The sequence below is a fragment of the Pseudomonas sp. PVC-3-1 genome (assembly GCF_057444315.1).
In genome coordinates, this window is record NZ_CM172023.1 from 21,341 (window position 1) to 45,767 (window position 24,427).

General features: G+C 66.3%; 22 protein-coding genes. 14 read left to right on the top strand and 8 right to left on the bottom strand.

The genetic code is table 11. The features are described 5' to 3' along the window. Positions 1-88 precede the first annotated feature (88 nt). A complete protein-coding gene (locus AC2T4A_RS00110) occupies positions 89-2,494 on the top strand; it encodes a heavy metal translocating P-type ATPase (RefSeq protein ID WP_486742481.1) in 2,406 nt (801 codons plus the stop codon). Between the two features lie 48 nt (positions 2,495-2,542). Further along, on the top strand, positions 2,543-2,944 hold the full coding sequence (gene cueR, locus AC2T4A_RS00115) for a Cu(I)-responsive transcriptional regulator (protein ID WP_236200465.1): 402 nt from the start codon (positions 2,543-2,545) through the stop codon (positions 2,942-2,944). Here the strand turns inward: cueR and AC2T4A_RS00120 are convergent, their stop codons facing one another. The 6 genes from AC2T4A_RS00120 to AC2T4A_RS00145 form a co-directional block, all read right to left on the bottom strand. Then, positions 2,945-3,661, bottom strand: coding sequence for a hypothetical protein (locus AC2T4A_RS00120; protein WP_486742482.1), 717 nt, complete (start codon positions 3,659-3,661; stop codon positions 2,945-2,947). A 210-nt stretch (positions 3,662-3,871) separates the two neighbouring features. Next, a complete protein-coding gene (locus tag AC2T4A_RS00125) occupies positions 3,872-4,756 on the bottom strand; it encodes an EamA family transporter (RefSeq protein ID WP_486742483.1) in 885 nt (294 codons plus the stop codon). A gap of 170 nt (positions 4,757-4,926) precedes the next feature. Further along, a complete protein-coding gene (locus AC2T4A_RS00130) occupies positions 4,927-5,427 on the bottom strand; it encodes a nucleotidyltransferase family protein (RefSeq protein ID WP_486743741.1) in 501 nt (166 codons plus the stop codon). 56 nt (positions 5,428-5,483) lie between these two features. Further along, positions 5,484-6,380, bottom strand: coding sequence for a PA4780 family RIO1-like protein kinase (locus AC2T4A_RS00135; RefSeq protein ID WP_416745881.1), 897 nt, complete (start codon positions 6,378-6,380; stop codon positions 5,484-5,486). 72 nt (positions 6,381-6,452) lie between these two features. Continuing rightward, a complete protein-coding gene (locus AC2T4A_RS00140; protein WP_416745883.1) occupies positions 6,453-7,634 on the bottom strand; it encodes an HD domain-containing phosphohydrolase in 1,182 nt (393 codons plus the stop codon). Between the two features lie 98 nt (positions 7,635-7,732). Then, on the bottom strand, positions 7,733-10,078 hold the full coding sequence (locus AC2T4A_RS00145; RefSeq protein ID WP_486742484.1) for an ATP-binding protein: 2,346 nt from the start codon (positions 10,076-10,078) through the stop codon (positions 7,733-7,735). Positions 10,079-10,218: 140 nt separating this feature from the next. Between AC2T4A_RS00145 and ada the strand changes: the two genes are divergently transcribed. Next, on the top strand, positions 10,219-11,307 hold the full coding sequence (ada, locus tag AC2T4A_RS00150) for a bifunctional DNA-binding transcriptional regulator/O6-methylguanine-DNA methyltransferase Ada (RefSeq protein ID WP_486742485.1): 1,089 nt from the start codon (positions 10,219-10,221) through the stop codon (positions 11,305-11,307). Here the strand turns inward: ada and AC2T4A_RS00155 are convergent. Then, on the bottom strand, positions 11,251-11,844 hold the full coding sequence (locus AC2T4A_RS00155) for an MFS transporter permease (protein ID WP_486742487.1): 594 nt from the start codon (positions 11,842-11,844) through the stop codon (positions 11,251-11,253). The genes ada and AC2T4A_RS00155 overlap by 57 nt on opposite strands. 158 nt (positions 11,845-12,002) lie before the next feature. On the opposite strand from AC2T4A_RS00155, the gene AC2T4A_RS00160 reads away from it, so the two are divergent. From AC2T4A_RS00160 to AC2T4A_RS00200, 9 genes are all read left to right on the top strand, one after another. Next, positions 12,003-12,617 (top strand): phosphatase PAP2 family protein, encoded by a 615-nt coding sequence (locus AC2T4A_RS00160; protein WP_486742488.1) that lies wholly within the window; start codon positions 12,003-12,005, stop codon positions 12,615-12,617. A gap of 237 nt (positions 12,618-12,854) precedes the next feature. Further along, on the top strand, positions 12,855-13,763 hold the full coding sequence (locus tag AC2T4A_RS00165; protein WP_065084484.1) for a glutamate/aspartate ABC transporter substrate-binding protein: 909 nt from the start codon (positions 12,855-12,857) through the stop codon (positions 13,761-13,763). Between the two features lie 181 nt (positions 13,764-13,944). After that, positions 13,945-14,691 (top strand): amino acid ABC transporter permease, encoded by a 747-nt coding sequence (locus AC2T4A_RS00170; RefSeq protein WP_478377405.1) that lies wholly within the window; start codon positions 13,945-13,947, stop codon positions 14,689-14,691. Next, on the top strand, positions 14,688-15,356 hold the full coding sequence (locus AC2T4A_RS00175; protein ID WP_184592492.1) for an amino acid ABC transporter permease: 669 nt from the start codon (positions 14,688-14,690) through the stop codon (positions 15,354-15,356). The genes AC2T4A_RS00170 and AC2T4A_RS00175 overlap by 4 nt, the downstream gene beginning before the upstream one ends. Further along, the gene (locus AC2T4A_RS00180; protein WP_236200475.1) at positions 15,353-16,087 is read left to right on the top strand and encodes an amino acid ABC transporter ATP-binding protein; all 735 of its coding nucleotides are present in this window, start codon (positions 15,353-15,355) and stop codon (positions 16,085-16,087) included. Before AC2T4A_RS00175 ends, AC2T4A_RS00180 begins: the two co-directional genes overlap by 4 nt. Positions 16,088-16,170: 83 nt before the next feature. Then, positions 16,171-17,844 carry a gamma-glutamyltransferase gene (gene ggt, locus AC2T4A_RS00185; protein WP_478377406.1) on the top strand — a complete coding sequence of 558 codons (1,674 nt, stop codon included), beginning with the start codon at positions 16,171-16,173 and terminating at the stop codon, positions 17,842-17,844. An 80-nt stretch (positions 17,845-17,924) separates the two neighbouring features. Then, the gene (locus AC2T4A_RS00190) at positions 17,925-19,817 is read left to right on the top strand and encodes a sensor histidine kinase (RefSeq protein WP_486743742.1); all 1,893 of its coding nucleotides are present in this window, start codon (positions 17,925-17,927) and stop codon (positions 19,815-19,817) included. Beyond that, complete coding sequence (aauR, locus tag AC2T4A_RS00195) at positions 19,814-21,148, top strand: two-component response regulator AauR (protein WP_486742489.1); 1,335 nt, start codon at positions 19,814-19,816, stop codon at positions 21,146-21,148. The genes AC2T4A_RS00190 and aauR overlap by 4 nt, the downstream gene beginning before the upstream one ends. Positions 21,149-21,338: 190 nt before the next feature. Beyond that, positions 21,339-21,788, top strand: a complete 450-nt coding sequence (locus AC2T4A_RS00200; protein WP_478377408.1) for a hypothetical protein — start codon at positions 21,339-21,341, stop codon at positions 21,786-21,788. 150 nt (positions 21,789-21,938) lie between these two features. On the opposite strand, the gene AC2T4A_RS00205 is transcribed toward AC2T4A_RS00200, so the two are convergent. Continuing rightward, the gene (locus AC2T4A_RS00205; protein WP_478377409.1) at positions 21,939-22,907 is read right to left on the bottom strand and encodes an AraC family transcriptional regulator; all 969 of its coding nucleotides are present in this window, start codon (positions 22,905-22,907) and stop codon (positions 21,939-21,941) included. Between the two features lie 168 nt (positions 22,908-23,075). On the opposite strand from AC2T4A_RS00205, the gene AC2T4A_RS00210 reads away from it, so the two are divergent. Then, positions 23,076-23,969 carry an NmrA family NAD(P)-binding protein gene (locus AC2T4A_RS00210; protein ID WP_486742490.1) on the top strand — a complete coding sequence of 298 codons (894 nt, stop codon included), beginning with the start codon at positions 23,076-23,078 and terminating at the stop codon, positions 23,967-23,969. Between the two features lie 120 nt (positions 23,970-24,089). Next, positions 24,090-24,332, top strand: a complete 243-nt coding sequence (locus AC2T4A_RS00215; protein ID WP_416745904.1) for a hypothetical protein — start codon at positions 24,090-24,092, stop codon at positions 24,330-24,332. Positions 24,333-24,427 lie beyond the last annotated feature (95 nt).

Here is a 24,427-nt window from a genome sequence, read left to right on the forward strand (position 1 = left end):
TGACCTGCGACAAGATGTCAACAGACGAGGGTTGACCTTGCCCTTGTGTCAAGGTTGATGCTATCGGGGAACTTCAGGGAGAAGCCCCATGAGCAGCGCCAACCCCATCGAACTCGACTTGCCCGTTTCCGGGATGACCTGCGCCAGCTGCGCTGGCCGGGTCGAGCGCGCCCTGCGCAAGGTACCGGGCGTGCAGGACGCCAGCGTCAACCTCGCCAGCGAGCAGGCCCGCGTGCAACTCGCCGCACCGTCCAGCAGCGAAACGCTGCCTGCGCTGGTCGCCGCCGTCGAGCACGCCGGCTACCAGGTCCCGGCCCACAGCCTGGAACTGGCCATCGAGGGCATGACCTGCGCCAGTTGCGTCGGCCGCGTCGAGCGCGCCTTGAACAAGGTCCCGGGCGTACGCTCGGCGAGCGTCAATCTGGCCAGCGAACGCGCCCACGTCGAGCTGCTCGGCGCAGTGGACATCGCCACGCTGGTCGCCGCCGTCGACAAGGCCGGCTACAAGGCTCGCCCTATCGAACCCGACCAGCCCGCGGCTGATCCGGCCGTGGCCCGCCTGGCGCGCGAGCGCTGGTGGCTGGCCGCCGCCATCCTGCTGTCGCTTCCACTGGTGCTGCCAATGGTGGGCGACTGGTTCGGCCAGCACTGGATGCTGCCGGCCTGGGTGCAATTCCTTCTCGCCACGCCCGTGCAATTCCTTATTGGCGCACGCTTCTACGTGTCGGCCTACAAGGCCGTGCGCGCCCGCAGCGGCAACATGGACCTGCTGGTCGCCCTGGGCACCAGCGCCGGCTACGGCCTGAGCCTGTACCTCTGGTACGCAGCAGCGCCTGGGCAGATGCCGCACCTGTACTTCGAAGCCAGCGCCGTGGTCATCACCCTGATCCTGCTCGGCAAATACCTGGAAAGCCGCGCCAAGCGCCAGACCGCCGCCGCCATCCGGGCGCTCGAAGCATTGCGCCCCGAACGCGCCACCCGGTTGCGGGACGGCGTCGAGGAAGACGTCGCCATCGCCGAACTGCGCCTGGGTGACGAAGTGCTGGTGCGCCCAGGCGAACGCTTCCCGGTGGACGGCGAAGTCCTCGCCGGGCAGAGCCACGCCGACGAAGCCCTGATCACCGGCGAAAGCCTGCCGGTGCCCAAGGACGTGGGCGACCCGGTCACTGGCGGCGCGATCAATGGCGAAGGCGTGCTGCGCGTGAAGACCACCGCGCTGGGCGGCGAAACCGTGCTGGCCAGAATCATCCGCCTGGTGGAAGACGCCCAGGCGGCCAAAGCGCCGATCCAGAAGCTGGTGGACAAGGTCAGCAACGTCTTCGTCCCGGTGGTGATCGGCATCGCCCTGGTCACCCTGGTCGGCTGGCTGCTCGCCGGTGCCGGCTGGGAACAGGCGCTGATCAACGCCGTGGCGGTGCTGGTCATCGCCTGCCCCTGTGCCCTCGGCCTCGCCACCCCGACCGCAATCATGGCTGGCACCGGCGTGGCGGCCAAACACGGCATCCTGATCAAGGACGCCGAAGCCCTGGAAGTCGCCCATGCCGTGACCGCCGTGGCCTTCGACAAGACCGGCACCCTCACCTCCGGCCAGCCGCGCATCACCAACCTCGCAGCAGACGGTGACGAGGCTGAAGCCCTCGCCCTGGCCGGCGCCCTGCAACGCGGCAGCGAGCACCCGCTGGCCCGCGCCGTGCTCGACGCCTGCACGGAGCGCAGCCTGAACCCAGCCGCCGCCGAGGCCACCCAGGCCCTGACCGGCCGGGGCATCCAGGGCCGTATCAATGGCCGCCTGCTGGCACTGGGCAACCGGCGGATGCTCGACGAAGCACAGCTGTCAGCCGGTGCGCTGGCCGACTCCGCTGTGCAATGGGAGGCCGAGGGCCGCACCCTGTCCTGGCTGATCGAGCGCGAACCGCAGCCCCGCGTCTTCGCCCTGTTCGCCTTTGGCGACAGCCTCAAGGAAGGTGCGAAAGTCGCCATCGACGCCCTGCGCGAACGCGGCATCGCCAGCCACCTGATCACCGGTGACAACCGTGGCAGCGCCAAGGTCGTCGCCGACGCCCTGGGCCTGGACGACGTGCACGCCGAAGTGCTGCCCGGCGACAAGGCCGCCGTGGTCGGCGCATTGCGGCAGGCCGGCAAAGTCGTGGCAATGGTCGGTGACGGCATCAACGACGCCCCGGCACTGGCCGCGGCGGACGTCGGCATCGCCATGGGCGGCGGCACCGACGTGGCCATGCACGCCGCCGGCATCACCCTGATGCGCGGCGACCCGCGCCTGGTCCCGGCGGCGCTGGACATCTCGCGGCGCACCTACGCGAAGATCCGCCAGAACCTGTTCTGGGCCTTCATCTACAACCTGGTGGGCATCCCGCTGGCCGCCTTCGGCCTGCTCAACCCCATGGTCGCCGGCGCGGCGATGGCCGCCTCCAGCGTCAGCGTGGTGAGCAACGCCCTACTGCTCAAACGCTGGAAACCACGGGATCACCCATAAGCCCCACGCCCCGTCGAAAAGCGGAGCGTTCGTTCAGGAGACATCGGTATGAACATCGGCGAAGCGGCGAAGAAGAGCGGCCTGACCGCGAAGATGATCCGCTACTACGAATCCACCGGCCTGCTCGCCCCCGCCGGCCGCAGCGCCAGCGGCTACCGCCACTACAGCGAACAGGACCTGCACACCCTGGCCTTCATCCGCCGCTCGCGGGACTTCGGCTTCTCGCTGGAGGAGGTCGGCCAGCTGCTCGCCCTCTGGCAGGACCGCCAACGCGCCAGCGCCGACGTAAAAGCCCTGGCCGCCCGGCACATCGACGAGCTGAACCGCAAGATCGCCGAACTCAGCAGCCTGCGCGACACCCTGCAGGAGCTCAGCGACCACTGCCAGGGCGACCACCGCCCGGACTGCCCGATCCTCAAGGACCTGGAGTCAGGGACGTGCTGTCACTGACTATGATTTCAAGCGAGCCTCGAGTGCCGCAACTGCACTTTTTGCGCCTTCGCATCCTCGCTCCATAGCCGATCGCAGGTAACGCAGCCGCTCCTCCTGCCCCTTGCGACTTACGGCCTTTGTACCGCGCGCGAGCTCAAAGTAGGCCTCCGCTTCGAACTCTGATTGGGTCAGCTCGGGGAGCGGGAAGGCTGCACGCTGATTACGCGCACAAAGGCGGTAGGCAGGAGACTGCATCGGGTAATAGGCAGCGTGGTGCAGACCCTGCTCGATCGCTTGCTTCAGACTTCCCTGTATATCCTGAGGCGCCATCTGCTCCTGGCAGATGCTCGGGCCAACCAACACCGCTGGCAGGAAATTCTGCCTGGCGCTCCGCATCAGTAAATCGCAGACGCTTTCCCTACCCTCCGACGGACTCACCGAGGGGATCCTGAGCGTCATCGCCAGCAAGTACTGGCCAGCAGCATTTCCCTCATCAGAGGAGCGTCGCAACGCAGGCAACGCCTCCCTGGCGAAGGTCACATAGTTGACGAACTGGGTCTGCAAGGCAGGATCAGTCCCTCCTTGCGTCGTCAGGAGATCGTAGTCCTTGATCGAACTCTGCGACATGGCCAGCAGTTCGCGCGCCTGGGCGAGATCGCTATCTCCAGGCGCGGAATACGCCGCTAGCGGTAACAACAAGATCAGCAAAGCTGCCGCGAATATGCTCGAGCGCATTTCCAAACATCCCTTTCAGAAAATCAAGACGCGAGTTTGTACCAGGCATTCAAGTCAGACAATCCGACGAACCTGCTTGGACACCGTCCCTTGGCGGGGGGACTCAACCGTAGGGCGGATCTGCTGTTATAGGAGCGAGCTTGCTCGCGAACAGGTCCCGTAGTGAGGTTGGTTCGCGAGCAAGCTCGCTCCTACAGGTAAGGAATGATCCTAGGCGTTCGCCGCCGTGCGGCGGCTCCAGATCGAAGCCGGCAATACGGTCACCGCGAGACCGACGAAGACCAGCACGCAGGCCATCCAGTCCTGGGTGGTGAGATCTTCGCCCAGGAACAGCCAGCCCGACAGCAGCCCGGACACCGGCACGGCCAGGGCGAAAGGCGTGACCTGGCTGGCCGGGTAGCGGCGCAGCAGGAAGCTCCACAGGCCAAAGCCCACGGTGGTGGCGAGGAAGGCGATGTAGAGCAGCGCGCCCACCCCGCTCAGGCTGATGTTCAGTACGGCGTGCTCGATGGCCTCGGGGCCTTCGAAGATCCACGACAGCACCAGCAGGGGCAACGGCGGGATCAGGCTGACCCAGCTGATCAGGCGCAGCATGTCGCTGGCTCCGGAGCGCTTGGTGGCGATGTTGGAAAAAGCCCAGGCCAGTGCGGCGGCAATCACCAGCAGGAAGGCCACCAGGCTATCGCCCATGGGGCGCTCCAGGCCGATCAGCAGCAGACCGCCGGCGGCCAGTGCCAGACCGAGCAGTGCGCGCGGGCTGGGGCGCTCGCCGAGGAACGCAGCGGCGATCAGCACGGTGAAGAACACCTGGCTCTGCAGCACCAGCGACGACAGCCCGGCAGGCATACCGATGTGCATGCCGACGAACAGCAGGCCGAACTTGACCACGCCCAGCAGTACGCCGATCTGCACGATTCGCCAGAACGGCGCCGGCAACGGGCCGCCCAGGAAGATCAACGGCAGTGCCGCCAGGGCGAAACGCAGGGCGCAGAACAACAGCGGCGGGAAATCATGCAGGCCGACCTTGATCACGACGAAGTTGACGCCCCAGATCAGGGTGACCAGCAGGGCAAGGAGGACGTGGCGGAGGGGCATGGCAGAGCGCTCGGGGTGGGATAGCGGAAAACTAACAGCCCGTGCCTGAAATGTATGGATACAGTTGCGGCCTTACAGTTCTCCGAGACGCTTTTTGTAGGAGCGAGCTTGCTCGCGAACAGATTCACCGGGCAAATCGGCGATGGGCGGGTTCGCGAGCAAGCTCGCTCCTACAAGGAATCGATACGCAGCTTCGGCCAGCGCGCCGGCCAGTTCTTGGCGGCTATACGCTCGCGGTAGATGTGCGGCTTGGCGCGGAAGTGCTCGGTCGGCCGGACGCGCAGCGCCCAGATGTCGTCGATCCCCAACGGCGCCAGCAGCTCCAGGCAATCACCGCGCAAGCGCAGCGCCACCGCCGTGCAGAGCTCGGGCCAATGGCACATGGCGTCCCCGCAATCCCGATAGGGCGAATCGCCATTGCGCAGGTGCATCCGCGCCTGGTTACGCACGGACCAGGGTACGCCGGGACAGGCTTCCTGCAACCGGCGTTCCCACTGGTAATCAGCTTCCGGCGCCAGGCAGCCGGAACAGAAGTAGAGGACATCCACATCGCTGAGTGGCGTCTGCTCGTCGTAGCCATGCATGGCGTCCCACACCGCGTTGCGCACAAAGCCGGCGGCGATCCAGGCCCCTTCCGGGCCGTGATCGCGCACCATGCGCAGCAAGTACATGCGTTCGGGTTGCGCGGCGACCAGGGCAAGCAGCTCGGATTCGCCGGGCAATTCCTTCAGGCCTGTTCCCACGGTGGGGGCGGTGGCTCGTCGCGTTGCTGCGGGGCGTCCTGGGCGGCGCGGCCAGCTTCGCGGCGTTCCTGCTCACGCATGGCTTCGGCGATCTCGCGCAGCACCGAATCCACATCCGCCTCGTCTTCCGGATCATCGAAATGTCCGGTCAGCGGAGTGTCTGGCTGCAGCTTGCCGTCCTCATAGAGGGCCCACATTTCCTTGGCGTAATGCGTATACCTGAGCTCCGGGGCGAAGCGGCCGAAGTAGGCGGCCATGTTGCCCACGTCGCGCTCGAGCATGCGGAAGGCATGGTTGTTGCCAGCAGCGTCCACCGCCTGCGGCAGGTCGATGATCACCGGGCCGTCGGGGCCGACCAGCACGTTGAATTCCGACAGGTCGCCGTGCACCAGACCGGCGCAGAGCATCATGACGATCTGGCGGATGAGGAACTCGTGGAAGTCGCGGGCCAGCTCGGGCTCCATCACCACGTCGTTCAGGCGCGGCGCGGCGTCGCCCTCTTCGTCGGCGACCATCTCCATCAGCAGTACGCCGTCGAGGAAATCGTAAGGCTTGGGTACGCGTACCCCGGCATTGGCCAGGCGGAACAGCGCGGCCACCTCGGCGTTCTGCCAGGCGTCCTCCTGCTCCTTGCGACCGTACTTGGTGCCCTTGGCCATGGCGCGGGCCTGGCGGCTGTTACGCACCTTGCGGCCTTCCTGGTACTCGGCGGCCTGACGGAAGCTACGCTTATTCGCTTCCTTGTAGACCTTGGCGCAGCGCAGCTCGGTGCCGCAGCGCACCACGTAGACCGCAGCTTCCTTGCCGCTCATCAGCGGGCGTAATACTTCATCGATCAGGCCGTCTTCGATCAACGGCTCTAGGCGTTTCGGGGTCTTCATCGGGCTTCCTGGCGTACCTCTCTGGGGCGCTGCGCTCCTTATACGGCAATCATCGACAACCGCCCAGCGCGATCAGGGCTCGGGCGGTGTCAGCTCGATACTTTCAGTGACCGCATCCTCCAGCCGCTGCAGCTCCAGCCCCAGCGCCTCGTCGCTGTCGGCATAGCGCTGGGCGATGTTGGCGAAGCCTTCGGCGACTTCGCCGAAAGCCTCCGCCACGCGCGGGTCGAACTGCCGGCCGGCGCCGGCCTTGATGCGCTCGGCGGCTTCTTCCGGGGTCAGCGAGGTGCGATAGGCGTGGCGGCAGGTGAACTCGTCGTAGCAGTCGATCAGCGACAACATCCGCGCGCCCAGGGGAATCTGCTCGCCAGAAAGGCCTTCAGGGAAGCCGCTGCCGTCCCAGTGTTCGTGGTGGCTGTAGGCGATTTCTTTGGCGTAACGCAGAAATTCCGCCGGAGAACCCAGCTTGCGCTCGGCCGCCGCCAGGGCATCACGGCCAACGGTGGTGTGGCTTTCGAGGATCAGCCGGTCAGCCTCTTCCAGCTGGCCAGGGCTGTGCAGAATGCGATCGGGCACGGCGACCTTGCCGATATCGTGCAACTGCGCCGAGCGCACCAGCAGTTCGATGTTCTCCACCGACAGCTCGGCGGCGAACTCGTCGTGCAGGGACAGCGAGCTGCCCAGCAGGCGCATGTAGTGCTCGATGCGCACCAGGTGGTTGCTGTGCGGGTTGTCGCGCAGGTCGCAGAGGGTCGCCATGGCTTCCAGGGTGGCATCCTGGATGGCCTGCAGCTCGCGGGCGCGGCGACGCACTTCCAGCTCCAGGTACTCGCTCTTGTCGCGCAGGAAGTCGGAGTTGGCTTTCAGGTTCAAGTGGGCGCGGATACGCGCCAGGGTCACCGGCGGGCTGATCGGTTTGGTCAGGTAGTCCACCGCGCCCAGGTCCAGGCCCTTCTGCTCGTCGGCGGCGCTGACCATGCCGGTGAGGAAGATCACCGGGATGTCGCGGGTGAGCGGGTCGGCCTTGAGCTGGCGGCAGACTTCGTAGCCGTCCATCTCCGGCATCATGATGTCGAGCAGCACCAGGTCCGGCCGCGGATCGCTCTGCATCAAGCGCAGGGCCTTCGGCCCGCTGGAGGCGACGCGCACCTGGTAGCGGTCCATAAGCAGCTCGCTCATGAGCATCAGGTTATCCGGCTGATCGTCCACCACCAGGATCATCTCCTGTTCCGGCCGGTCCAGCATGCTATCCATCGCAACTCCTCACATCGGTCAGATTCGTGACATGCCACGGGGGATCGGACCACGGCCCGGTCCGCGTGTTCCTACCCCGTCTTGCCGTAGCCACCTCTTCATATCCGGATATCGCGCTCCCTCGCGAGATTCACCAGACTTTCCAGGGCCCGCTCGAACTCGAAGCGCCGCACGCTCGTGGCGATGCCCTCGTAGCCCTCATTGAAGACGCTGCGCAGCAGGCTTGCACGCTCGCCGAGCAACCGTCCGGCGCGCGGGTCGTCCGCTGCCAGCAGATGCGCCAGGCGCCGGCAGACCTGCTCGACCTCGGCGTCGTTGCCGCTCTCCAGCAGCGCCGGCGCCGCCGCGGCGGCCGGCAGCATCGGCACCGGCAGCGGTTCGTGGCTGATGTTCTGCAGGCTCAGGCTCGCCGAGTCGTCCACGCGCCCCATCGGCAACCGGCACCAGAACAGGCTGCCGCGGTTCGCTTCGCTCTCCACCCCGACGCTGCCGCCCATCGCCTCGGCCAGTTTCCGGCAGATCGCCAGGCCCAGGCCCGAACCGCCATAGCGCCGGGTGATGGAGCTGTCCGCCTGCTGGAAGGACTCGAACAGGCGCTGCTGCTGCGGTTCGGTGATGCCGATGCCGGTGTCGCGGAAGGCGAAGTAGAGCTGCAGGCTGTCTTCGTCCTCGTCCTCCAGGCGAACGATCAGCACCACTTCGCCCTGCTCGGTGAACTTCAGTGCGTTGTTGCCGTAGTTCATCAGGATCTGCCGCAGGCGCAGCGAATCCCCCACCACCTGGGCAGGCACCCGTGGGTCGATCTCGCAGCGCACCGCCAGGCCCTTGCTCGCCGCGCGGATGTTGAACAGATCGAACAGCTCGCCGAGCAGGCGCTCCAGGTCGAAGCCGATATGCTCGAACTCCAGCTTGCCGGCCTCGACGCGGGACAGGTCGAGGATGTCGCTGATCAGCTCCAGCAGGTACTGGCCCGAACCCTGGATCTTGCCCAGGTAATCCACCTGCTGGGGGTCCAGCGTCGTTTCCTGGAGCAGGTGTGCCAGGCCGATGATGATGTTCAGCGGCGTGCGGATCTCATGGCTCATGTTGGCCAGGAAGTCACTCTTGAGCTGCGCCGCTTCTTCGGCCAGGTCGCGCGCCTCGGCCAGTGCCAGCTCGGTGGACTTACGCGCGGTGACGTCACGGCTGACCCCCACCAGGCCGAGCAGCCGGCCCCGGTCGTCATGGAAGGCGCTGCGCAGGGTGTCGAAGAGCACCCGCCGGCCATCGGGATAAACCACCCAGCCCTCACTGGCGTAAGGCTCGCGCTCGGTCAGCGCCTGACGGTCACGCTCCTGCCGGCCGCTGCCGGCCGCCTGGCTGAACATCTGCTGGTCGCTGCGCCCGACTATGTCCTCTGGCGCGCGTCCCAGGCAGTCGGCAAAGGCCTGGTTGACCCCCAGGTAGCGCCCCTGGGTGTCCTTGAACCAGATGGGGTCGGGAATCGAGTTGATCAGCGCCAGCAGGGTGCTGCGCTGGCGCCGCTCCTCCGCCTCGGCGCGGGCGCGCTCGGCCACCTGGATCGACAGCCGACGGTTCCACACCAGTACGAAGGTCAGCAGGGCGAGGAAGCCCACCACCCAGGGCCAGGCGATCTGCAGCAGGTTCATCCAGTCGAAGACATCCAGCGACGGCAGCCAGCGCGCCTGGATCGCCTCCTGTTCACTGCGGGTGATGTTGCCCAGGGCACGATCCAGCAACGGCACCAGCGGCTCCAGTTCCTTGCGCATGGCAAAGCGCACCTGGCTGTTGCCCAGCCCGCTGTCGCCCCGCACCTCCATGTTGGAAAGGCTGAGCTGCTCGATCAGGAAGGTGGTGGTGATGAGGTTGCCCACATAGGCGTCGGCACGCCCGGTGGAGACGGCCTTGAGCGCGCTGGGGGAATCCTCCACCAGGACGAAGTCGACCCCCGGCACCGCCTTGTTCAGCAGCTCATGGACGGCGTAGCCCTGCTCGACCGCCACCCGGCGGCCGGAAAGGTCGTCCAGCGTGCGGATGGTGCTGTCGCGCCGGGCGAAGATCAGGCTGCTGGTCGTGACGTAGGGCTGGGTGAAGCTCAGGAAATGCTGGCGCTCCTCGGTGGCCGCCATGGACGGCACCAGGTCCACTTCGCCAGCTTTCACCGCCGCCAGTACCTCCTCCCAGGTGTTGTACAACACCGGCTGGACTTTCATGCCCAGGCGCTCGGAGAGCAATTGCAGGTAGTCCGCGCTGATGCCGTGGAACTGGTCGAACTCGTCGATGACCTCGAACGGCGGCCAGCCGGCGCGGAACAGGCCGACGCGGATCGGCTCGTGGGCCGAAATTAGGGCTCGCTCCTGCTCGCTCAGCGCGAGGCTCGCGGCACGGGTCTGGCCGCTCAGCGCGAGGAGCAGCAGAAGGCAGCACAGGCAGAATCGGCGCAAGGCATGAGGTCTTCTTCAGGGAATACCCAGCAAGCGTAGCCCCTGCCGCCGCGCTTCGAGTTTGAAAACGCGATGCGGATTGCTGCACCGCGTGTCGGGACGGAGAATCTGCCCAACAGCCATTGCCCCGGAGAGCTGCCATGACGACTACCCGACTTGACCCCGAGCGCTGCTGGCAGGCGGTCTGCGAGCGCGATGCGCGCTACGAGGGGCGCTTCGTGTTCAGCGTGCGCTCCACGGGCGTCTACTGCCGGCCGAACTGCCCGGCGCGCCGGCCCTCGCGGGAAAACGTTGCTTTCTACGCCGCTCCCGAAGCCGCCGAGGCCGCCGGCTTCCGTCCCTGCAAGCGCTGTTCGCCACATGGCCCGAGCCCGCGCGAGCAGCTGGATGCGCTGGTCGCCGCGGCTTGCGAGCTGCTCGACAGGGCCGAGAAGCCTCTGACCCTGGACGAGCTGGCCGGCCGCATCGGACTGTCCGCCTCGCACCTGGCCCGCGCCTTCAAGGCCCGCACCGGCCTGACGCCGCGCGCCTGGGCGCAATCGCGCCGCGAGCAACGCCTGGCCGCCGCCCTGCCGCAATCACGCTCGGTGCTCGATGCCGCGCTGGAGGCCGGCTACTCCGGCACCCGTGCCCTGTATGAAACCGCGACGCCGCTGAGCCCTGCACAACGCCGGCAGAAAGGCGCCGGCGAACGCCTGCGCTATGCCATCGCGCCCTGCCCGCTGGGGCTGGTGTTGCTGGCGGCCACTGACAAGGGCGTTTGCGCGCTGCTGTTTGCCGACGATGCTGCTGAACTGGAGCGTCAGCTGGCCGAACGCTTCGCCGCCGCCGAGCGCAGCCGCGACAACGCTGGCCTTGGCGACTGGCTGCGCGAAGTGATCACCCAGCTGGAAGAACCCGAACAGGCCGCACACCTGCCGCTGGACCTGCATGGCAGCGCCTTCCAGCTGCGCGTCTGGCGCGCGCTCACGCGCATTCCCAGCGGCGAGACACGGCGCTACGGCGAACTGGCCGAACAGTTGGGCACCCATCCCCGCGCCATCGCCCGTGCCTGCGCCAGCAACAATGTCGGCCTGCTGGTGCCCTGCCACCGGGTGGTCGGCGGCACCGGCGAAGGCGGCTATCGCTGGGGTCTGCCGCGCAAGCGCGAGCTGCTGCGGCGCGAAGGCGGCTCAGGCGACGCCGGCGAACTCCGCCACCGAGCCGATCAGGATCAACACCCAGAGTAAGCCGCCAAGGATCAGGAAGGGCACGTTGTAGCGGGTAATCGACGCATTGCCCTGCCCCTGCGGATCGCCACTGGCCTGGTTGGCGCGGCGCTGGATGTTCGTCAGCGGAATGAGTGGCACCAGACCGAGGATGAGGAACGGCAGGCTGTAATGGCTGAGCTCGGGAATTCGGCTGGTGAGCTTGTCGGCGACATTGGAGAGGATCAGCAGCACCACGGCCCAGGTGGCATCGCTGCCATAGCGCCAGGCCTTGCGCTGCTCCTCCGGCAGCGCTTCGTGCACACGCCGGGCGAGGGAGTGGATATAGAAGATCATGAACAGGCTGCGCAGCGGCGGGTTGATCCTGCCCGGCATGTGCGGCTTCTGGATCGACCAGTGCTTGTACATCCAGTAGAGGTTGAACAGGCCCAGCGTCGCCACATACAGCACGATCATCTTGGTGATGGAGATGACGAAGAACCGATTGGCCTGTTCGGCGCCACCCGGCACCTCGACCAGCCGGGCTTCAGGGGCGCGGTAGGGATTTTCCATGTCCATGACGAGCATTCCTTTGGGCTGAAGCCGTCATTGTGGGCCCTGGCGGACGCCGGGGCCAAGCTGGCGCAAGCGCGCAGGGTCACATCCGTCGTGTGGCAGCCTGGGACGGCACCAGCCTGTGCTACTGTTGCCGGCCTTCGCCCCACCTTCCGATACCCATGACCTTCTGGCCCCTGATCACCCGCCTCGGCGACAGCTCCCTGCTGGCGCCGGCCGCCGTGTTCGTCTTCTGCTGGTTGCTATACCGCCGCGAAACCGCCAAGGCCGGGCTGTGGGCGATGCTGTTCGGATTCTCGACTGCGCTGGTGGTGAGTTCGAAGCTGGCGTTCATGGGCTGGGGAATCGGAATTCCGAACCTGAACTTTACCGGCATCTCCGGCCACAGCATGCTGGCCGGGGCGGTACTGCCCACGCTGGCCGCGCAGCTGTTCGGCACGCGGCGTGCGGGCTTGTTCGCCGCGGCGTTCGCAGCCCTGCTGGCAATGCTGGTGGGCATCTCGCGGCTGGAGATCAACGTGCATTCGCCGGCAGAAGTCTACGCCGGCCTCTCGCTCGGGCTGGGCACCAGCGCCCTCTTCCTCGCGGCGACACGCGCCCACCTGCCAGCTTTCCAGCCCGCCGTTCTCCTCCTGGTAATCGCCCTTAGCCTGGGCCAGACGGTCACCGGCGTGCGCGCGCCGACCCATCAACTGCTGGAGCGCATCGCCATGCACCTGGCTGATCGCCCTGCGCCCTTCCAGCGCGGCCAGTGGGCCGGCCAGCCGGACGTCTGAGCCAGGTATTCGTTCGGATTTCCGAACGCAGAATCCCGAAAAATCCGGCCAGCCGAACACCGCTCACAATCTTCAGCCCTGATTTTTTAATTTAATCCTTTAAATTCAACAAGTTATAAATAGGCGAAAGCCTTGGCACGGAGCCTGCTCTGCTCCTCCTCGAACATGCGACCGGCCTGGAGTGAGCCTCGTCGGCGCAGGACTGAATAACAAACACAACCAGTCGAGGTAGTCTCCATGCGTTTCGCACCCCGTGCGTTGGGCGTCGCCATTGTCGCGGCCCTGCTCGCCACTCCCGTCGTCGCCGAAGAGCTGACCGGTACCCTGAAGAAGATCAAGGACTCCGGCACCATCGTTCTCGGTCACCGTGACGCCTCCATCCCCTTCTCCTACCTCGGCAGCGACCCGCGTCAGCCGGAAGGCTACTCGCACGACCTGCAGATCAAGGTCGTCGAAGCCCTGAAGAAAGAGCTGAACGCCCCCGACCTGAAGGTTCGCTACAACCTGGTGACCTCCCAGACCCGTATTCCGCTGGTGCAGAACGGCACCGTGGACATCGAGTGTGGCTCCACCACCAACAACCTCGAGCGCCAGAAGCAGGTCGACTTCTCCGTCGGCATCTTCGAGGTCGGCACCCGCCTGCTGACCAAGACCAGCTCGGGCATCAACGACTTCCCGGACCTCAAGGGCAAGAACGTGGTGACCACCGCCGGCACCACCTCCGAGCGCCTGCTCAAGCAGATGAACGCCGACCAGAAGATGGGCATGAACATCATCTCGGCCAAGGACCATGGCGAGTCCTTCCTGATGCTCGAATCCGGCCGCGCCGTGGCCTTCATGATGGACGACGCGCTGCTCTACGGCGAAATGGCCAAGGCCAAGAAGCCGGACGACTGGCACGTGGTCGGCAAGCCGCAGTCCTACGAGATCTACGCGTGCATGGTTCGCAAGGGTGACGCGCCGTTCAAGAAGGTGGTCGACAAGGCCATCTCCGACACCTTCGCCTCGGGTGAGGTCAACAAGATCTACGACAAGTGGTTCATGCAGCCCATCCCGCCGAAGAACCTGAACCTCAACTTCCCGATGAGTGATGAGCTCAAGAAGCTGATCGCCAATCCGACCGACAAGTCTGCCGAGCAGATGTAACGGTCGCGTCGGGTTCCGCCCACAAGGCGGCACCCGACGGGGGATCGGGAGCGCACGCCGCGCGCTCCCGGCCCAACTTCCAATCTGACGATGCCGGAACACCCGCTACCCGCGGGTGGCGGGCGGCCTTGCGCCTGCGTCCGGCCCCGTACCGTGCAAAGCAATCGAGGGGAAACCCGTCATGGATTACAACTGGGATTGGGGCGTGTTCTTCAAGTCCACCGGGATTGGCGACGAGCGCTACCTGGACTGGTACATCACCGGCCTGGGCTGGACCATCGCCGTGTCACTCGCGGCGTGGGTCATCGCCCTGGCGCTCGGCTCGCTGCTGGGGGTGATGCGCACCCTGCCCAACCGCTGGCTGTCGGGCATCGCCACGGCCTATGTGGAGCTGTTCCGCAACGTGCCGCTGCTGGTGCAGCTGTTCCTCTGGTACTTCCTGGTGCCGGACTACCTGCCGCAGCCGATCCAGGACTGGTTCAAGCTGGGCATCGCCCCGGAAACCTCGGCCTTCATCAGCGTCGTCGTGTGCCTGGGCCTGTTCACCGCCGCGCGGGTCTGCGAGCAGGTGCGCACCGGCATCCAGGCGCTGCCCAAGGGCCAGCTCGCCGCCGCCAGCGCCGTGGGCTTCCGCCTGCCGGCGATCTACCGCCACGTGCTGTTGCCGCAGGCCTTCCGGATCATCATTCCGCCGCTGACCTCGGAATTCCTCAACGTCTTCAAGAACTCCTCGGTGGCCTCGCTGATCGGGCTCATGGAGCTGCTGGCGCAGACCAAGCAGACCGCCGAATTCAGCGCCAACCTGTTCGAGGCCTTCACCCTCGCCACCGCGATCTACTTCACCCTGAACATGAGCCTGATGCTGATCATGCGCATGGTCGAGAAGAAAGTCGCCGTGCCGGGCCTGATCTCCGTGGGAGGTAAATGATGGACTTCAGCCAGATCGTCCCCGCCCTCCCCGGCCTCTGGGAAGGCATGCTCACCACCCTGCAACTGATGATCCTCGGTGTGCTGGGCGGCGTGGTGCTGGGCACCATCCTCGCGCTGATGCGGCTGTCCAACAGCAAGCTGCTGTCGAACATCGCCGGCTTCTACGTAAACTACTTCCGCTCGATCCCGCTGCTGCTGGTGATCACCTGGTTCTACTTCGCGGTGCCGTTCATCCTGCGCTGGATCACCGGCCAGGACACCCCCGTGGGCGCGTTCACCTCGTGCCTGGTGGCCTTCATGATGTTCGAGGCGGCGTACTACTGCGAGATCGTCCGCGCCGGCATCCAGGCCATCCCGAAGGGCCAGATCGGCGCGTCCTACGCACTGGGCATGACCTACGGCCAGTCCATGCGCCTGATCATCCTGCCCCAGGCGTTCCGCAAGATGACCCCGCTGCTGCTGCAGCAGAGCATCATCCTGTTCCAGGACACCTCGCTGGTGTACTCGGTCGGTCTGATGGACTTCCTCAATGCCGCCCGCTCGCGTGGCGACATCATCGGCCAGCCCCATGAATTCCTGATCTTCGCCGGTCTCGTCTACTTCGTCATCAGCTTCGCCGCGTCCCTTTGCGTGAAGCGCCTGCAGAAAAGGTTAACCGTATGATCTCCATCGATAACGTCAGCAAGTGGTACGGCGACTTCCAGGTTCTCACCGACTGCAACACCAAGGTCGCCAAGGGTGAAGTGGTGGTGGTCTGCGGGCCGTCCGGCTCGGGCAAGTCGACCCTGATCAAGTGCGTCAACGCGCTGGAGCCCTTCCAGAAGGGCGACATCACGGTCGATGGCACCTCCATCGCCAACCCCAAGACCGACCTGCCCAAGCTGCGCTCGCGGGTTGGCATGGTGTTCCAGCACTTCGAGCTGTTCCCGCACTTGACCATCACCGAGAACCTCACCATCGCCCAGCGCAAGGTACTGGGGCGGAGCAAGGAAGAGGCGATGGAAAAGGGCATGAAGCTGCTCGACCGCGTCGGCCTGCAAGCCCACGCCCACAAGCATCCCGGCCAGCTCTCCGGCGGCCAGCAGCAGCGCGTGGCGATCGCCCGCGCGCTGGCGATGGACCCGATCGTCATGCTGTTCGACGAACCGACCTCGGCGCTCGACCCGGAGATGGTCAACGAGGTGCTCGACGTAATGGTCCAGCTCGCCCAGGAAGGCATGACCATGATGTGCGTGACCCACGAGATGGGCTTCGCACGCAAGGTCGCCGACCGGGTGATCTTCATGGACCGCGGGCAGATCGTCGAGGACTGCCCGAAGGAGGAATTCTTCGGCGACCTGCAGAACCGCGCCGAACGCACCCAGCAGTTCCTGGCCAAGATCCTGCCGCACTGATCCTGCTGTTGTTTTACCCGAAGGCCCCGGTTCGCCGGGGCCTTCACCCTCACCGCAAGCACAAGAATAAATAAGGAAGTCCCATGCGCGTGTTCCACTTCAGCAAGCTGCCCCTGGGCGTCGCGATCCTCGCGGCGAGCTCGTCGGTCTTCGCCGTCACCCTCGACGGTGGCGCGGTTGCCGCGCCGGATCAGTACGGCGCGAAAGTCGCCGCCGAGATCCTCAAGAAAGGCGGCAACGCCGTCGACGCCGCGGTCGCCACCGCCTTCACCCTCGCGGTCACCTACCCCGAAGCCGGCAACATCGGCGGCGGCGGTTTCATGACCCTGTACGTCGACGGCAAGCCGTATTTCCTCGACTACCGCGAGATCGCGCCGAAGGCCGCGACCAAGACCATGTACCTGAACGAGAAGGGCGAGGTCATCGAAAACCTCAGCCTGGTCGGTGCCAAGGCCGCCGGCGTGCCGGGTACGGTGATGGGCCTGTGGGAGGCGCACAAGCGCTTCGGCAAACTGAAGTGGAGCGAACTGCTGACCCCGGCCATCGGCTACGCGCAGAGCGGCTTCCGGGTCGCCGACCAGCAATACCAGTACCGCCAGGACGCCATCGCGCTGTTCAACGGCAAGACCAACTTCGGCGACTACTTCGGCACCCTGTCGCCGGGTGAAACCTTCAAGCAGCCGGAACTGGCCAAGACCCTGGAGCGTATTGCCGACAAGGGCCCGGACGACTTCTACAAGGGTGAGACCGCCAAGCTGCTGATCGCGCAGATGAAGCAGGACGGCGGCCTGATCACCGCCGACGACCTGGTCGACTACAAGGCCCAATGGCGCGAACCCATGCGCATCGACTGGCAGGGCAACACCCTCTACACCGCGCCGCTGCCCAGCTCCGGCGGCATCGCCCTGGCCCAGCTGATCGGCATCAAGGAACAGCGCGCCGCTGACTTCAAGGGCGTGGAGCTGAACTCCGCCAAGTACATCCACCTGCTCTCGGAAATCGAGAAGCGCGTGTTCGCCGATCGCGCCGACTACCTGGGTGACCCGCAGTTCTCCAAGGTGCCGGTGGCCCAGTTGACCGACCCGAACTACATTGCCAAGCGCGCCAAGGAAGTGAACCCGGACGCCATCTCGGAAACCGAGAAAGTCCGTCCGGGCCTTGAGCCGCACCAGACCACGCACTTCTCCATCGTCGACAAGGATGGCAACGCCGTCAGCAACACCTACACCCTCAACTGGGACTTCGGCAGTGGCGTGGTGGTCAAGGGCGCGGGCTTCCTGCTCAACGACGAAATGGATGACTTCAGCTCCAAGCCGGGCGTGGCCAACGCCTTCGGCGTCGTGGGCAGCGACGCCAATGCCATCGAGCCGGGCAAGCGCATGCTTTCCTCCATGAGCCCGAGCATCGTCACCCGCGACGGCCACGTCAGCCTGGTACTGGGCACCCCCGGCGGCTCGCGGATCTTCACTTCGATCTTCCAGGTGCTGAACAACGTCTACGACTTCCACCTGCCCCTGGAGAAGGCCGTGGCCGCGCAGCGTGTGCATCACCAGTTGCTGCCCAAGGACACCATCTACTACGACGCATACGCGCCGCTCACCGGCAAGGTTGCCGACGAGCTCAAGGCCATGGGCTACACCCTGGAAGACCAGGGCTGGAACATGGGTGACATCCAGGCCATCCGTGTGAACGGCAAGGCCCTGGAAACCGCCTCCGATCCGCGCGGCCGCGGCATCGGGATGGTGGTCAAGCCCTAAGCCCCGGCAGACGCACCGTGTGGTATCCGAGCCAGTCCATCGCCGCCCCCCGGCGTTGGGCTGGCTCGGCCCCGACGACTGTGCTGCAATGCGCTTCCAGCCCATTGCCGCCGCCGCTCACCGTGAAGCCACGCCTCGTGCGCAACTACCTGTTGCCCTTCCTGCTGCTCCTGCTCACCCTGGGCTTCGGCTACGGCGGCTACCTGATCAGCGAAGGCGCCGGCACCCGGAGCCTGATCGAGACCGGCGAACGCCAGCTGGAACTGCACGCCCGTGGCGTGGAAAGCGAGATCAGCCGCTACACCTACCTGCCCAGCCTGCTCGAACTCGAAGGCAGCGTCAGCCGCCTGCTGACCGACCCGACGCCGCTGCACCGCGACCGCGTCAATCATTACCTCGAAGGCCTCAACCGCCGCGCCGGGAGCCGCGCCGTATACCTGCTGGATACCTCTGGCCGCGTGCTGGCCACCAGCAACTGGCAGGACGCCGACAGCTACCTGGGCGAAGACCTGTCCTTCCGCGCCTATTTCCAGGAAGCCGTGCAAGGCCGCCCCGGACGCTTCTACGGTATCGGCAGCACCACCGGCGAACCCGGTTACTACCTTGCCCACGGTCTGGTCCACGGCGGCAAGATCGTCGGCGTCGCCGTAGTAAAAGTGCGCATGGAATCCCTCGAAGAGCGCTGGGAGAAGGCGCGCCTGCAAGCCTTCGTCAGCGACGAGAACGGCATCATCATCCTCTCCAGCGACCCCACCTTGCGCCTGAAGGCCGTCCGCCCGCTGAGCGATCAGGACAAGGAACGCCTGGCCCGCAGCCTGCAGTACTACTGGTGGGCGCTCAACGAATGGCAGCCGCTGTCACGCCGCCCGCTGGGCGAGGGCGTCGAGGAAATCAGCTTCCCGCCGGGCGAGCACGCCGACAGCCACAAGCCGCTCAGCTACCTGATGCAGACGCGCCAGCTCAGCGACACGCCGTGGCACTTCACCCTGCTCACCCCGCTGGCCGACCTGCGCCGCGAAGCGATGATCCACGGCATGCTCGCCGCCGCCGGCTTTGCCCTGTTCGCCTTCCTGCTGATCGCCTGGAACGAGCGGCGCAAGGTCATCGCCACCCGCCTCGCCGCCCGTGAGGCACTGGAACAGGCCAACAACGCCCTGGAGCGACGCATCGCCGAGCGCACCGCCGACCTGCGCGCCAGCAACCAGCACCTGCGCGAGCAGATCCGCGAACGCCGGCAGGCCGAGGACACCCTGCGCAAGGCCCAGGATCGGCTGGTCCAGGCCGGCAAGCTGGCGGTCATCGGTCAGATGTCCACCAGCATCGCCCACGAGCTCAACCAGCCACTGGCGGCGCTGCGGACCCTGTCGAGCAACAGCGTGCGCTTCCTTGAGCGCGGCAAGCTCGACGTCGCCAGCAGCAACCTCGAAGCCATCGCCGAAATGGTCGACCGCATGGGCCGCATCACTGCCAGCCTGCGCGCCTTCGCCCGACGCGCCGACGACCACGGCCAGGCCTCACTGAGCAAGGCGGTGGATGCCGCGGTGATGGTGTTGCAGGGGCGTCTTTCGGAAGTGCCGGCGACCTTGCACCGCGACTATGCCGATGCGCGCCTGGCCATCGACCAGACGCGCCTGGAACAGATACTGGTCAATCTGATCGCCAACGCCCTCGACGCCATGAGCACGCAGACCGACCGCCAGCTCTGGCTGGAAGGCCGCAGCGAAGGGGACGGCCACTACCGCCTGGTGGTACGCGATAACGGCCCCGGCATTCCGCCGGACGCACGCGTGCACCTGTTCGAACCCTTCTTCACCACCAAGCCCGGCGAACTCGGCCTGGGCCTGGGCCTGACCCTTTCCGCCAGCCTCGCCACCGCCGCTGGCGGTACCCTGGGCGTGGCCTACCCGGAATCCGGCGGCACCGCCTTCGAGCTGCACCTGCCGCTGCTGCCCGCCATGGAGACACCCGCATGAGCGACCCATCCCTGCGCGTCCTGATCGTCGAGGACGACCCCCACGTCCGCCTCGGCTGCCAGCAGGCGCTGGCCCTGGAAGACATCGAGACCGACAGCGTGGGCAGCGCCGAGGAAGCGCTGAAGAAAGTCGGCGCGGACTTCCCCGGCATCGTCGTCAGCGACATCCGCATGCCCGGCATGGACGGCCTGCAACTGCTGGAGAAACTCAGGGAGCGCGACCCCAGCCTGCCGGTGGTGCTGATCACCGGCCACGGCGACATCGCCATGGCGGTCAAGGCCATGCGCGACGGCGCCTACGACTTCATGGAGAAGCCCTTCTCCCCCGAGAAGCTGGTGGACACCGCGCGGCGCGCCCTGGCCCAGCGCGCGCTGACCCGCGAAGTCAGCCAGCTGCGCCGCCAGCTCGCCGGCAAGCAGGCACTGGAAGGCCGGCTGATTGGCCGCTCGCCCGCGATGCAAGCGCTACGCGAGCTGATCGCCAACGTCGCCGACACCTCCGCCAACGTGCTGATCGAGGGCGAGACCGGCACCGGCAAGGAGCTGGTCGCCCGTTGCTTGCACGATTACAGCCGACGCCAGTCCAAGCCCTTCGTTGCGCTCAATTGCGGCGGACTGCCGGAAAGCCTGATCGACAGCGAAATCTTCGGCCACGAGGCCCACGCCTTCACCGGCGCCGGCAAGCGCCGGATCGGCAAGATCGAGCACGCCAACGGCGGCAGCCTGTTCCTCGACGAGATCGAGAGCATGCCGCTGAACCTGCAGATCAAGCTACTGCGCGTGCTGCAGGAGCAGCAGCTGGAGCGCCTGGGCTCCAATGAGCTGATCGGCGTGGACTGCCGGGTGATCGCCGCGACCAAGTCCGACCTCGCCGCCATGGGCCGCGAAGGCACTTTCCGCAGCGACCTCTACTACCGCCTCAACGTCATCACCCTGAACCTGCCGCCGCTGCGCGAACGCCGCGAAGACATCCTGATGCTCTTCGAGCACTTCCTGCAGCAGTCCTCGCTGCGTTTCGATCGCCCGGCGCCGGCCATCGACAACACCACCGCTGCCACCCTGATGGCCCACGACTGGCCGGGCAACGTGCGCGAACTGCGCAACGTCGCCGAACGCTTCGCCCTCGGCCTGCCGGTACTGGCCGGCGGCAACCTCGGCCCGGACGCGGGAGAGCCGCGCTTCGCCGAAGCCGTGGAAGCCTTCGAGAGGAGCCTGTTGTCCACCGCCCTGGAACGCCACGCCGGCAACCTCAGCCAGGCCGCGCACGCGCTGGGCATGGCCAAGACCACGCTGTTCGACAAGGTGAAGAAGTACGGCCTCAAGGGCGAGTAATCGCCAATGCTTTCTGTAGGAGCGAGCTTGCTCGCGAACGCTTTCAGGCGGATACCACGGCTTCAGGCAGGTTCGCGAGCAAGCTCGCTCCTACACGGGTAATGACACACGGCGCAGCGCCCCATTGATCTGCCGGGAACTGTCCCGGACACTACCCACCTTTGAACCGGCCGCACGAGCGGGAGCCACCATGTCCACCCAAGCCGAAACCCTCTGGAACCAGCTCTGCGCCGACGCCGGCGTCGACCCGCAGCAGCGCATGGCCGCGCGCCGCGCCATCCTCGCCGATGCCCAGGCACTGGACGCCACCGTCTACCGCCCGGACGACAATGACCCGGACGCCGAAGAACTGGACATGGGCGACGCCAAGGTCCTCTTCCTCGGCCCCTTCGAAGCCCCCATCGAATGGGACGCCGCCGAGCGCGAAGACTTTTTCGACGACGCCGACCCGGCGCTGTTCTTCAGCGTGCGCATCGAGTGCGAAGCCGAACCGGGTACTTCTGCCTTCTTCGTCCCGGAAGTGGGCGATTACCTGGCGGTGATGGACGGCGGCAAGATCCAGATGTACTTCCTCCACGACTGGCGCGAAGACGAAGACGGCTGCACCTGCGTGCTGATCCGCGACGATATCCAGCTCTGAACCTTCCGCCTGTTATCGCGTAGCCCGTAGGACGTATGACGTTCAACGTTATACGCCGTTTGGCCTGGACCGCAGGGCACTCCGAACTTGGCCCCGGCTCCAGCGACGGACCTCCGTGTATCGCCGTACAACCGCGAACGGTTGTACGGCCTACGCATTACGCCGCACGCTTCCCGGCGAAACACCAATGCAGCGTTTGAACGCCCGGCTGAACGCCGCCTCGGACTGATAGCCGAGGCGCTCGGCCAGTTCGGCCACGGCGATCTCTCGCTCCTGCAACCAGCTCAGCGCCACGTGCATGCGCCAGCGGGTGACATAGTGCATGGCCGGCAAGCCGACTTTCTCGGCGAAACGCGCGGCAAAAGCGGAGCGCGACATCGCCGCCGCTGCGGCCAGGGAAGCGAGGCTCCAGTCCCGCGCCGGGTCACGGTGGATCAGGCTCAGCGCCCGGCCCAACTGACGATCCTGCAAGGCACCGAGCCATCCGATCTGGGCGGCCGGGTCTTGTTCGATCCAGGCACGAATGGCCTGGATCACCAGGATGTCGGCCAGACGGGTGATCACCGTTTCGCCGCCAGGGCGCATGGCCCGCGCCTCGCTCTCCATCAGTTGCAGGGTGCTCATCAGCCAGTCGCGCTGGGCGGGGTCGCGCACCTGCGCCTCCAATACACGCGGCAGCAGGCGCACCAGTTGCAGTGCGGCAGGATGATCGAAGCGTACCGCCCCGCAGATCATCGCCGCGGGCTCTCCGTCGCCGCCCTGGCGCAGCACTTCATAGCGGTCGCTGGCATAGGCGCGCGGCAAATCGAACAGCCCCGCTGCCGGCTCGCCCGGCGAGCTCACCAGCCGATGGCCCTCACCGTGGGGCACCAGTACCAGATCCCCCGGCGCCAGCCGGCGCGGCTCGTCGCCCTCTGCCTCCAGCCAGCACTCGCCGACGGTCAGCACGTGGAACATCAGGCACTGCGGCATCGCCGGCAGGTCCAGCCCCCAGGGTGCACTGAACTCGGAGCGGCAATAGAAGGTGCCGCTCATGCGCAGGAAATGCAGGGCCTCGCCCAGGGGATCAGTGGAAGCCCAGGCGTCGGTCAGGTCTGGAATGGCGGTAGGAGCGTTCATGGTCTTGAGACTGGTCCGACTACCCGGCGGCGTCCAGCACTTCTGGACGAATGAGCATGAAGCGGCGATTTCCAGGCATTAACCGTCCAGCGACTCGGCGTGAGACTGAGACCAGGCCAACGAACCCACGGCGGGCGCCGCGGGACGGCCAACAGCGAGGACACCGCCATGATCACTGTAATGGGAGCTACCGGCCGCACCGGTTCGAGAATCTGCCAGACCCTGCTGGCCGCCGGCGTGCCGGTTCGCGCCCTGGGCCGCAATGCCGAACGCCTGGCGCCGCTGGCTGCCGCCGGCGCGCAGATCGCCGTGGGCGAGCCGCACGACGGTGCCTTCCTCACCGAGGCTTTCCGTGGTGCCGAGGCGGTCTACACCCTGCTCGTCTACGGCCCGGAGACCGAGGACTACCGCAACCAGCAGGCGGCCCAGGGCGAAGCGATCATCCAGGCCATCTGCGCCAGCACTGTGCGACGCGTGGTGTTCCTGAGCAGCGTGGGCGCCGAGGTGCCGTGTGGCACCGGGCCGATCATCAGCATGCACGACCAGGAGCAGCGCCTGCGCCAGCTGCCGCCGGAGGTGAATGTGCTGATGCTGCGTTCCGGCGCGCTGTTCGAGAACCTGTACGGCGCGCTGGAGATCGTTCGCGCCTATGACTGCTACAGCGACGCGGTGGCGCCGGACATGCCGGTGCCGATGGTTGCCACCCAGGATGTCGCCGACGCTGCCAGTGGCGCCCTGCTGGACCGCGACTGGCAGGGCATCGTGACCCGCGAAGTGCTCGGCCAGCGCGACATCAGCTACGCCCAGGCAACTCAGCTGCTGAGAGCAGCCATCGGCCGGCCAGACCTGGCCTATGTGCCGGTATCGCCGCAGGAGCTGGCTGCCGCACTGCGGGAGGCCGGTTACTCCGCCAGCGTCGCCGATTGCTACGCGGAACTGGGCGAGGCGATCAGCAGCGGGCGAGTGCGTGCGCAAGAAGCACGCTCGCCGGCGAATACCACGGCGACGCCTTTCGAAGACTTCGCCCAGACCTGGGCCGCGGCCTATCGAGCCTTGCTGTAAGACGGCACCTTCAGTCACGGCAACATAAATTCCTACAAATATATCGGGGGCCTCTGATGAATTTGGCGTTGGTCCGCTGTCTAGAGTACTCGCCCATTTCCAAACGGCCGGACCACCGCCATGAACCACACTCCCGACAGTCTCTGGGTCGATGTGGAGACCTGGTCTCCCTACCGCCCGCAGCGCATTCTCCACGGCCGCATCAGCCGCGAGGACTACCTCGCCCTGCGCGACGGCCGCACGCCCTTCGAGGTGCGCCTGGGCGAATGCCAGAGCCGCCACTGCCCCACCGGCCCGGTGCAGGACCTGTTCCTCAGCGGCGCGCATATCCTCAACGTCACACCTGCCGAGCGCGTGGCCTGACGCACGGGCGCCGCAAACTCGAGGGGAGCATTCGGGGAGGGTTCGGGGGGAGAGTTGGCGGGATAGTCCCACAGTCCATTCAGAGGAGCCTGACA

Excerpts from the sequence above, each read along its gene's own strand:
- AC2T4A_RS00175 (WP_184592492.1), top strand. The coding sequence starts at position 14,688 with ATGATGGACTTCAGCCAGATCGTCCCCGCCCTCCCCGGCCTCTGGGAA.
- aauR (WP_486742489.1), top strand. The coding sequence starts at position 19,814 with ATGAGCGACCCATCCCTGCGCGTCCTGATCGTCGAGGACGACCCCCAC.
- AC2T4A_RS00200 (WP_478377408.1), top strand. The coding sequence starts at position 21,339 with ATGTCCACCCAAGCCGAAACCCTCTGGAACCAGCTCTGCGCCGACGCC.
- AC2T4A_RS00120 (WP_486742482.1), bottom strand. The coding sequence starts at position 3,661 with ATGCGCTCGAGCATATTCGCGGCAGCTTTGCTGATCTTGTTGTTACCG.
- AC2T4A_RS00130 (WP_486743741.1), bottom strand. The coding sequence starts at position 5,427 with ATGTACTTGCTGCGCATGGTGCGCGATCACGGCCCGGAAGGGGCCTGG.
- AC2T4A_RS00170 (WP_478377405.1), top strand. The coding sequence starts at position 13,945 with ATGGATTACAACTGGGATTGGGGCGTGTTCTTCAAGTCCACCGGGATT.
- AC2T4A_RS00215 (WP_416745904.1), top strand. The coding sequence starts at position 24,090 with ATGAACCACACTCCCGACAGTCTCTGGGTCGATGTGGAGACCTGGTCT.
- AC2T4A_RS00210 (WP_486742490.1), top strand. The coding sequence starts at position 23,076 with ATGATCACTGTAATGGGAGCTACCGGCCGCACCGGTTCGAGAATCTGC.
- AC2T4A_RS00125 (WP_486742483.1), bottom strand. The coding sequence starts at position 4,756 with ATGCCCCTCCGCCACGTCCTCCTTGCCCTGCTGGTCACCCTGATCTGG.
- AC2T4A_RS00180 (WP_236200475.1), top strand. The coding sequence starts at position 15,353 with ATGATCTCCATCGATAACGTCAGCAAGTGGTACGGCGACTTCCAGGTT.
- AC2T4A_RS00165 (WP_065084484.1), top strand. The coding sequence starts at position 12,855 with ATGCGTTTCGCACCCCGTGCGTTGGGCGTCGCCATTGTCGCGGCCCTG.
- AC2T4A_RS00110 (WP_486742481.1), top strand. The coding sequence starts at position 89 with ATGAGCAGCGCCAACCCCATCGAACTCGACTTGCCCGTTTCCGGGATG.
- AC2T4A_RS00135 (WP_416745881.1), bottom strand. The coding sequence starts at position 6,380 with ATGAAGACCCCGAAACGCCTAGAGCCGTTGATCGAAGACGGCCTGATC.
- AC2T4A_RS00155 (WP_486742487.1), bottom strand. The coding sequence starts at position 11,844 with ATGGACATGGAAAATCCCTACCGCGCCCCTGAAGCCCGGCTGGTCGAG.
- ggt (WP_478377406.1), top strand. The coding sequence starts at position 16,171 with ATGCGCGTGTTCCACTTCAGCAAGCTGCCCCTGGGCGTCGCGATCCTC.
- AC2T4A_RS00140 (WP_416745883.1), bottom strand. The coding sequence starts at position 7,634 with ATGGATAGCATGCTGGACCGGCCGGAACAGGAGATGATCCTGGTGGTG.
- AC2T4A_RS00205 (WP_478377409.1), bottom strand. The coding sequence starts at position 22,907 with ATGAACGCTCCTACCGCCATTCCAGACCTGACCGACGCCTGGGCTTCC.
- cueR (WP_236200465.1), top strand. The coding sequence starts at position 2,543 with ATGAACATCGGCGAAGCGGCGAAGAAGAGCGGCCTGACCGCGAAGATG.
- ada (WP_486742485.1), top strand. The coding sequence starts at position 10,219 with ATGACGACTACCCGACTTGACCCCGAGCGCTGCTGGCAGGCGGTCTGC.
- AC2T4A_RS00160 (WP_486742488.1), top strand. The coding sequence starts at position 12,003 with ATGACCTTCTGGCCCCTGATCACCCGCCTCGGCGACAGCTCCCTGCTG.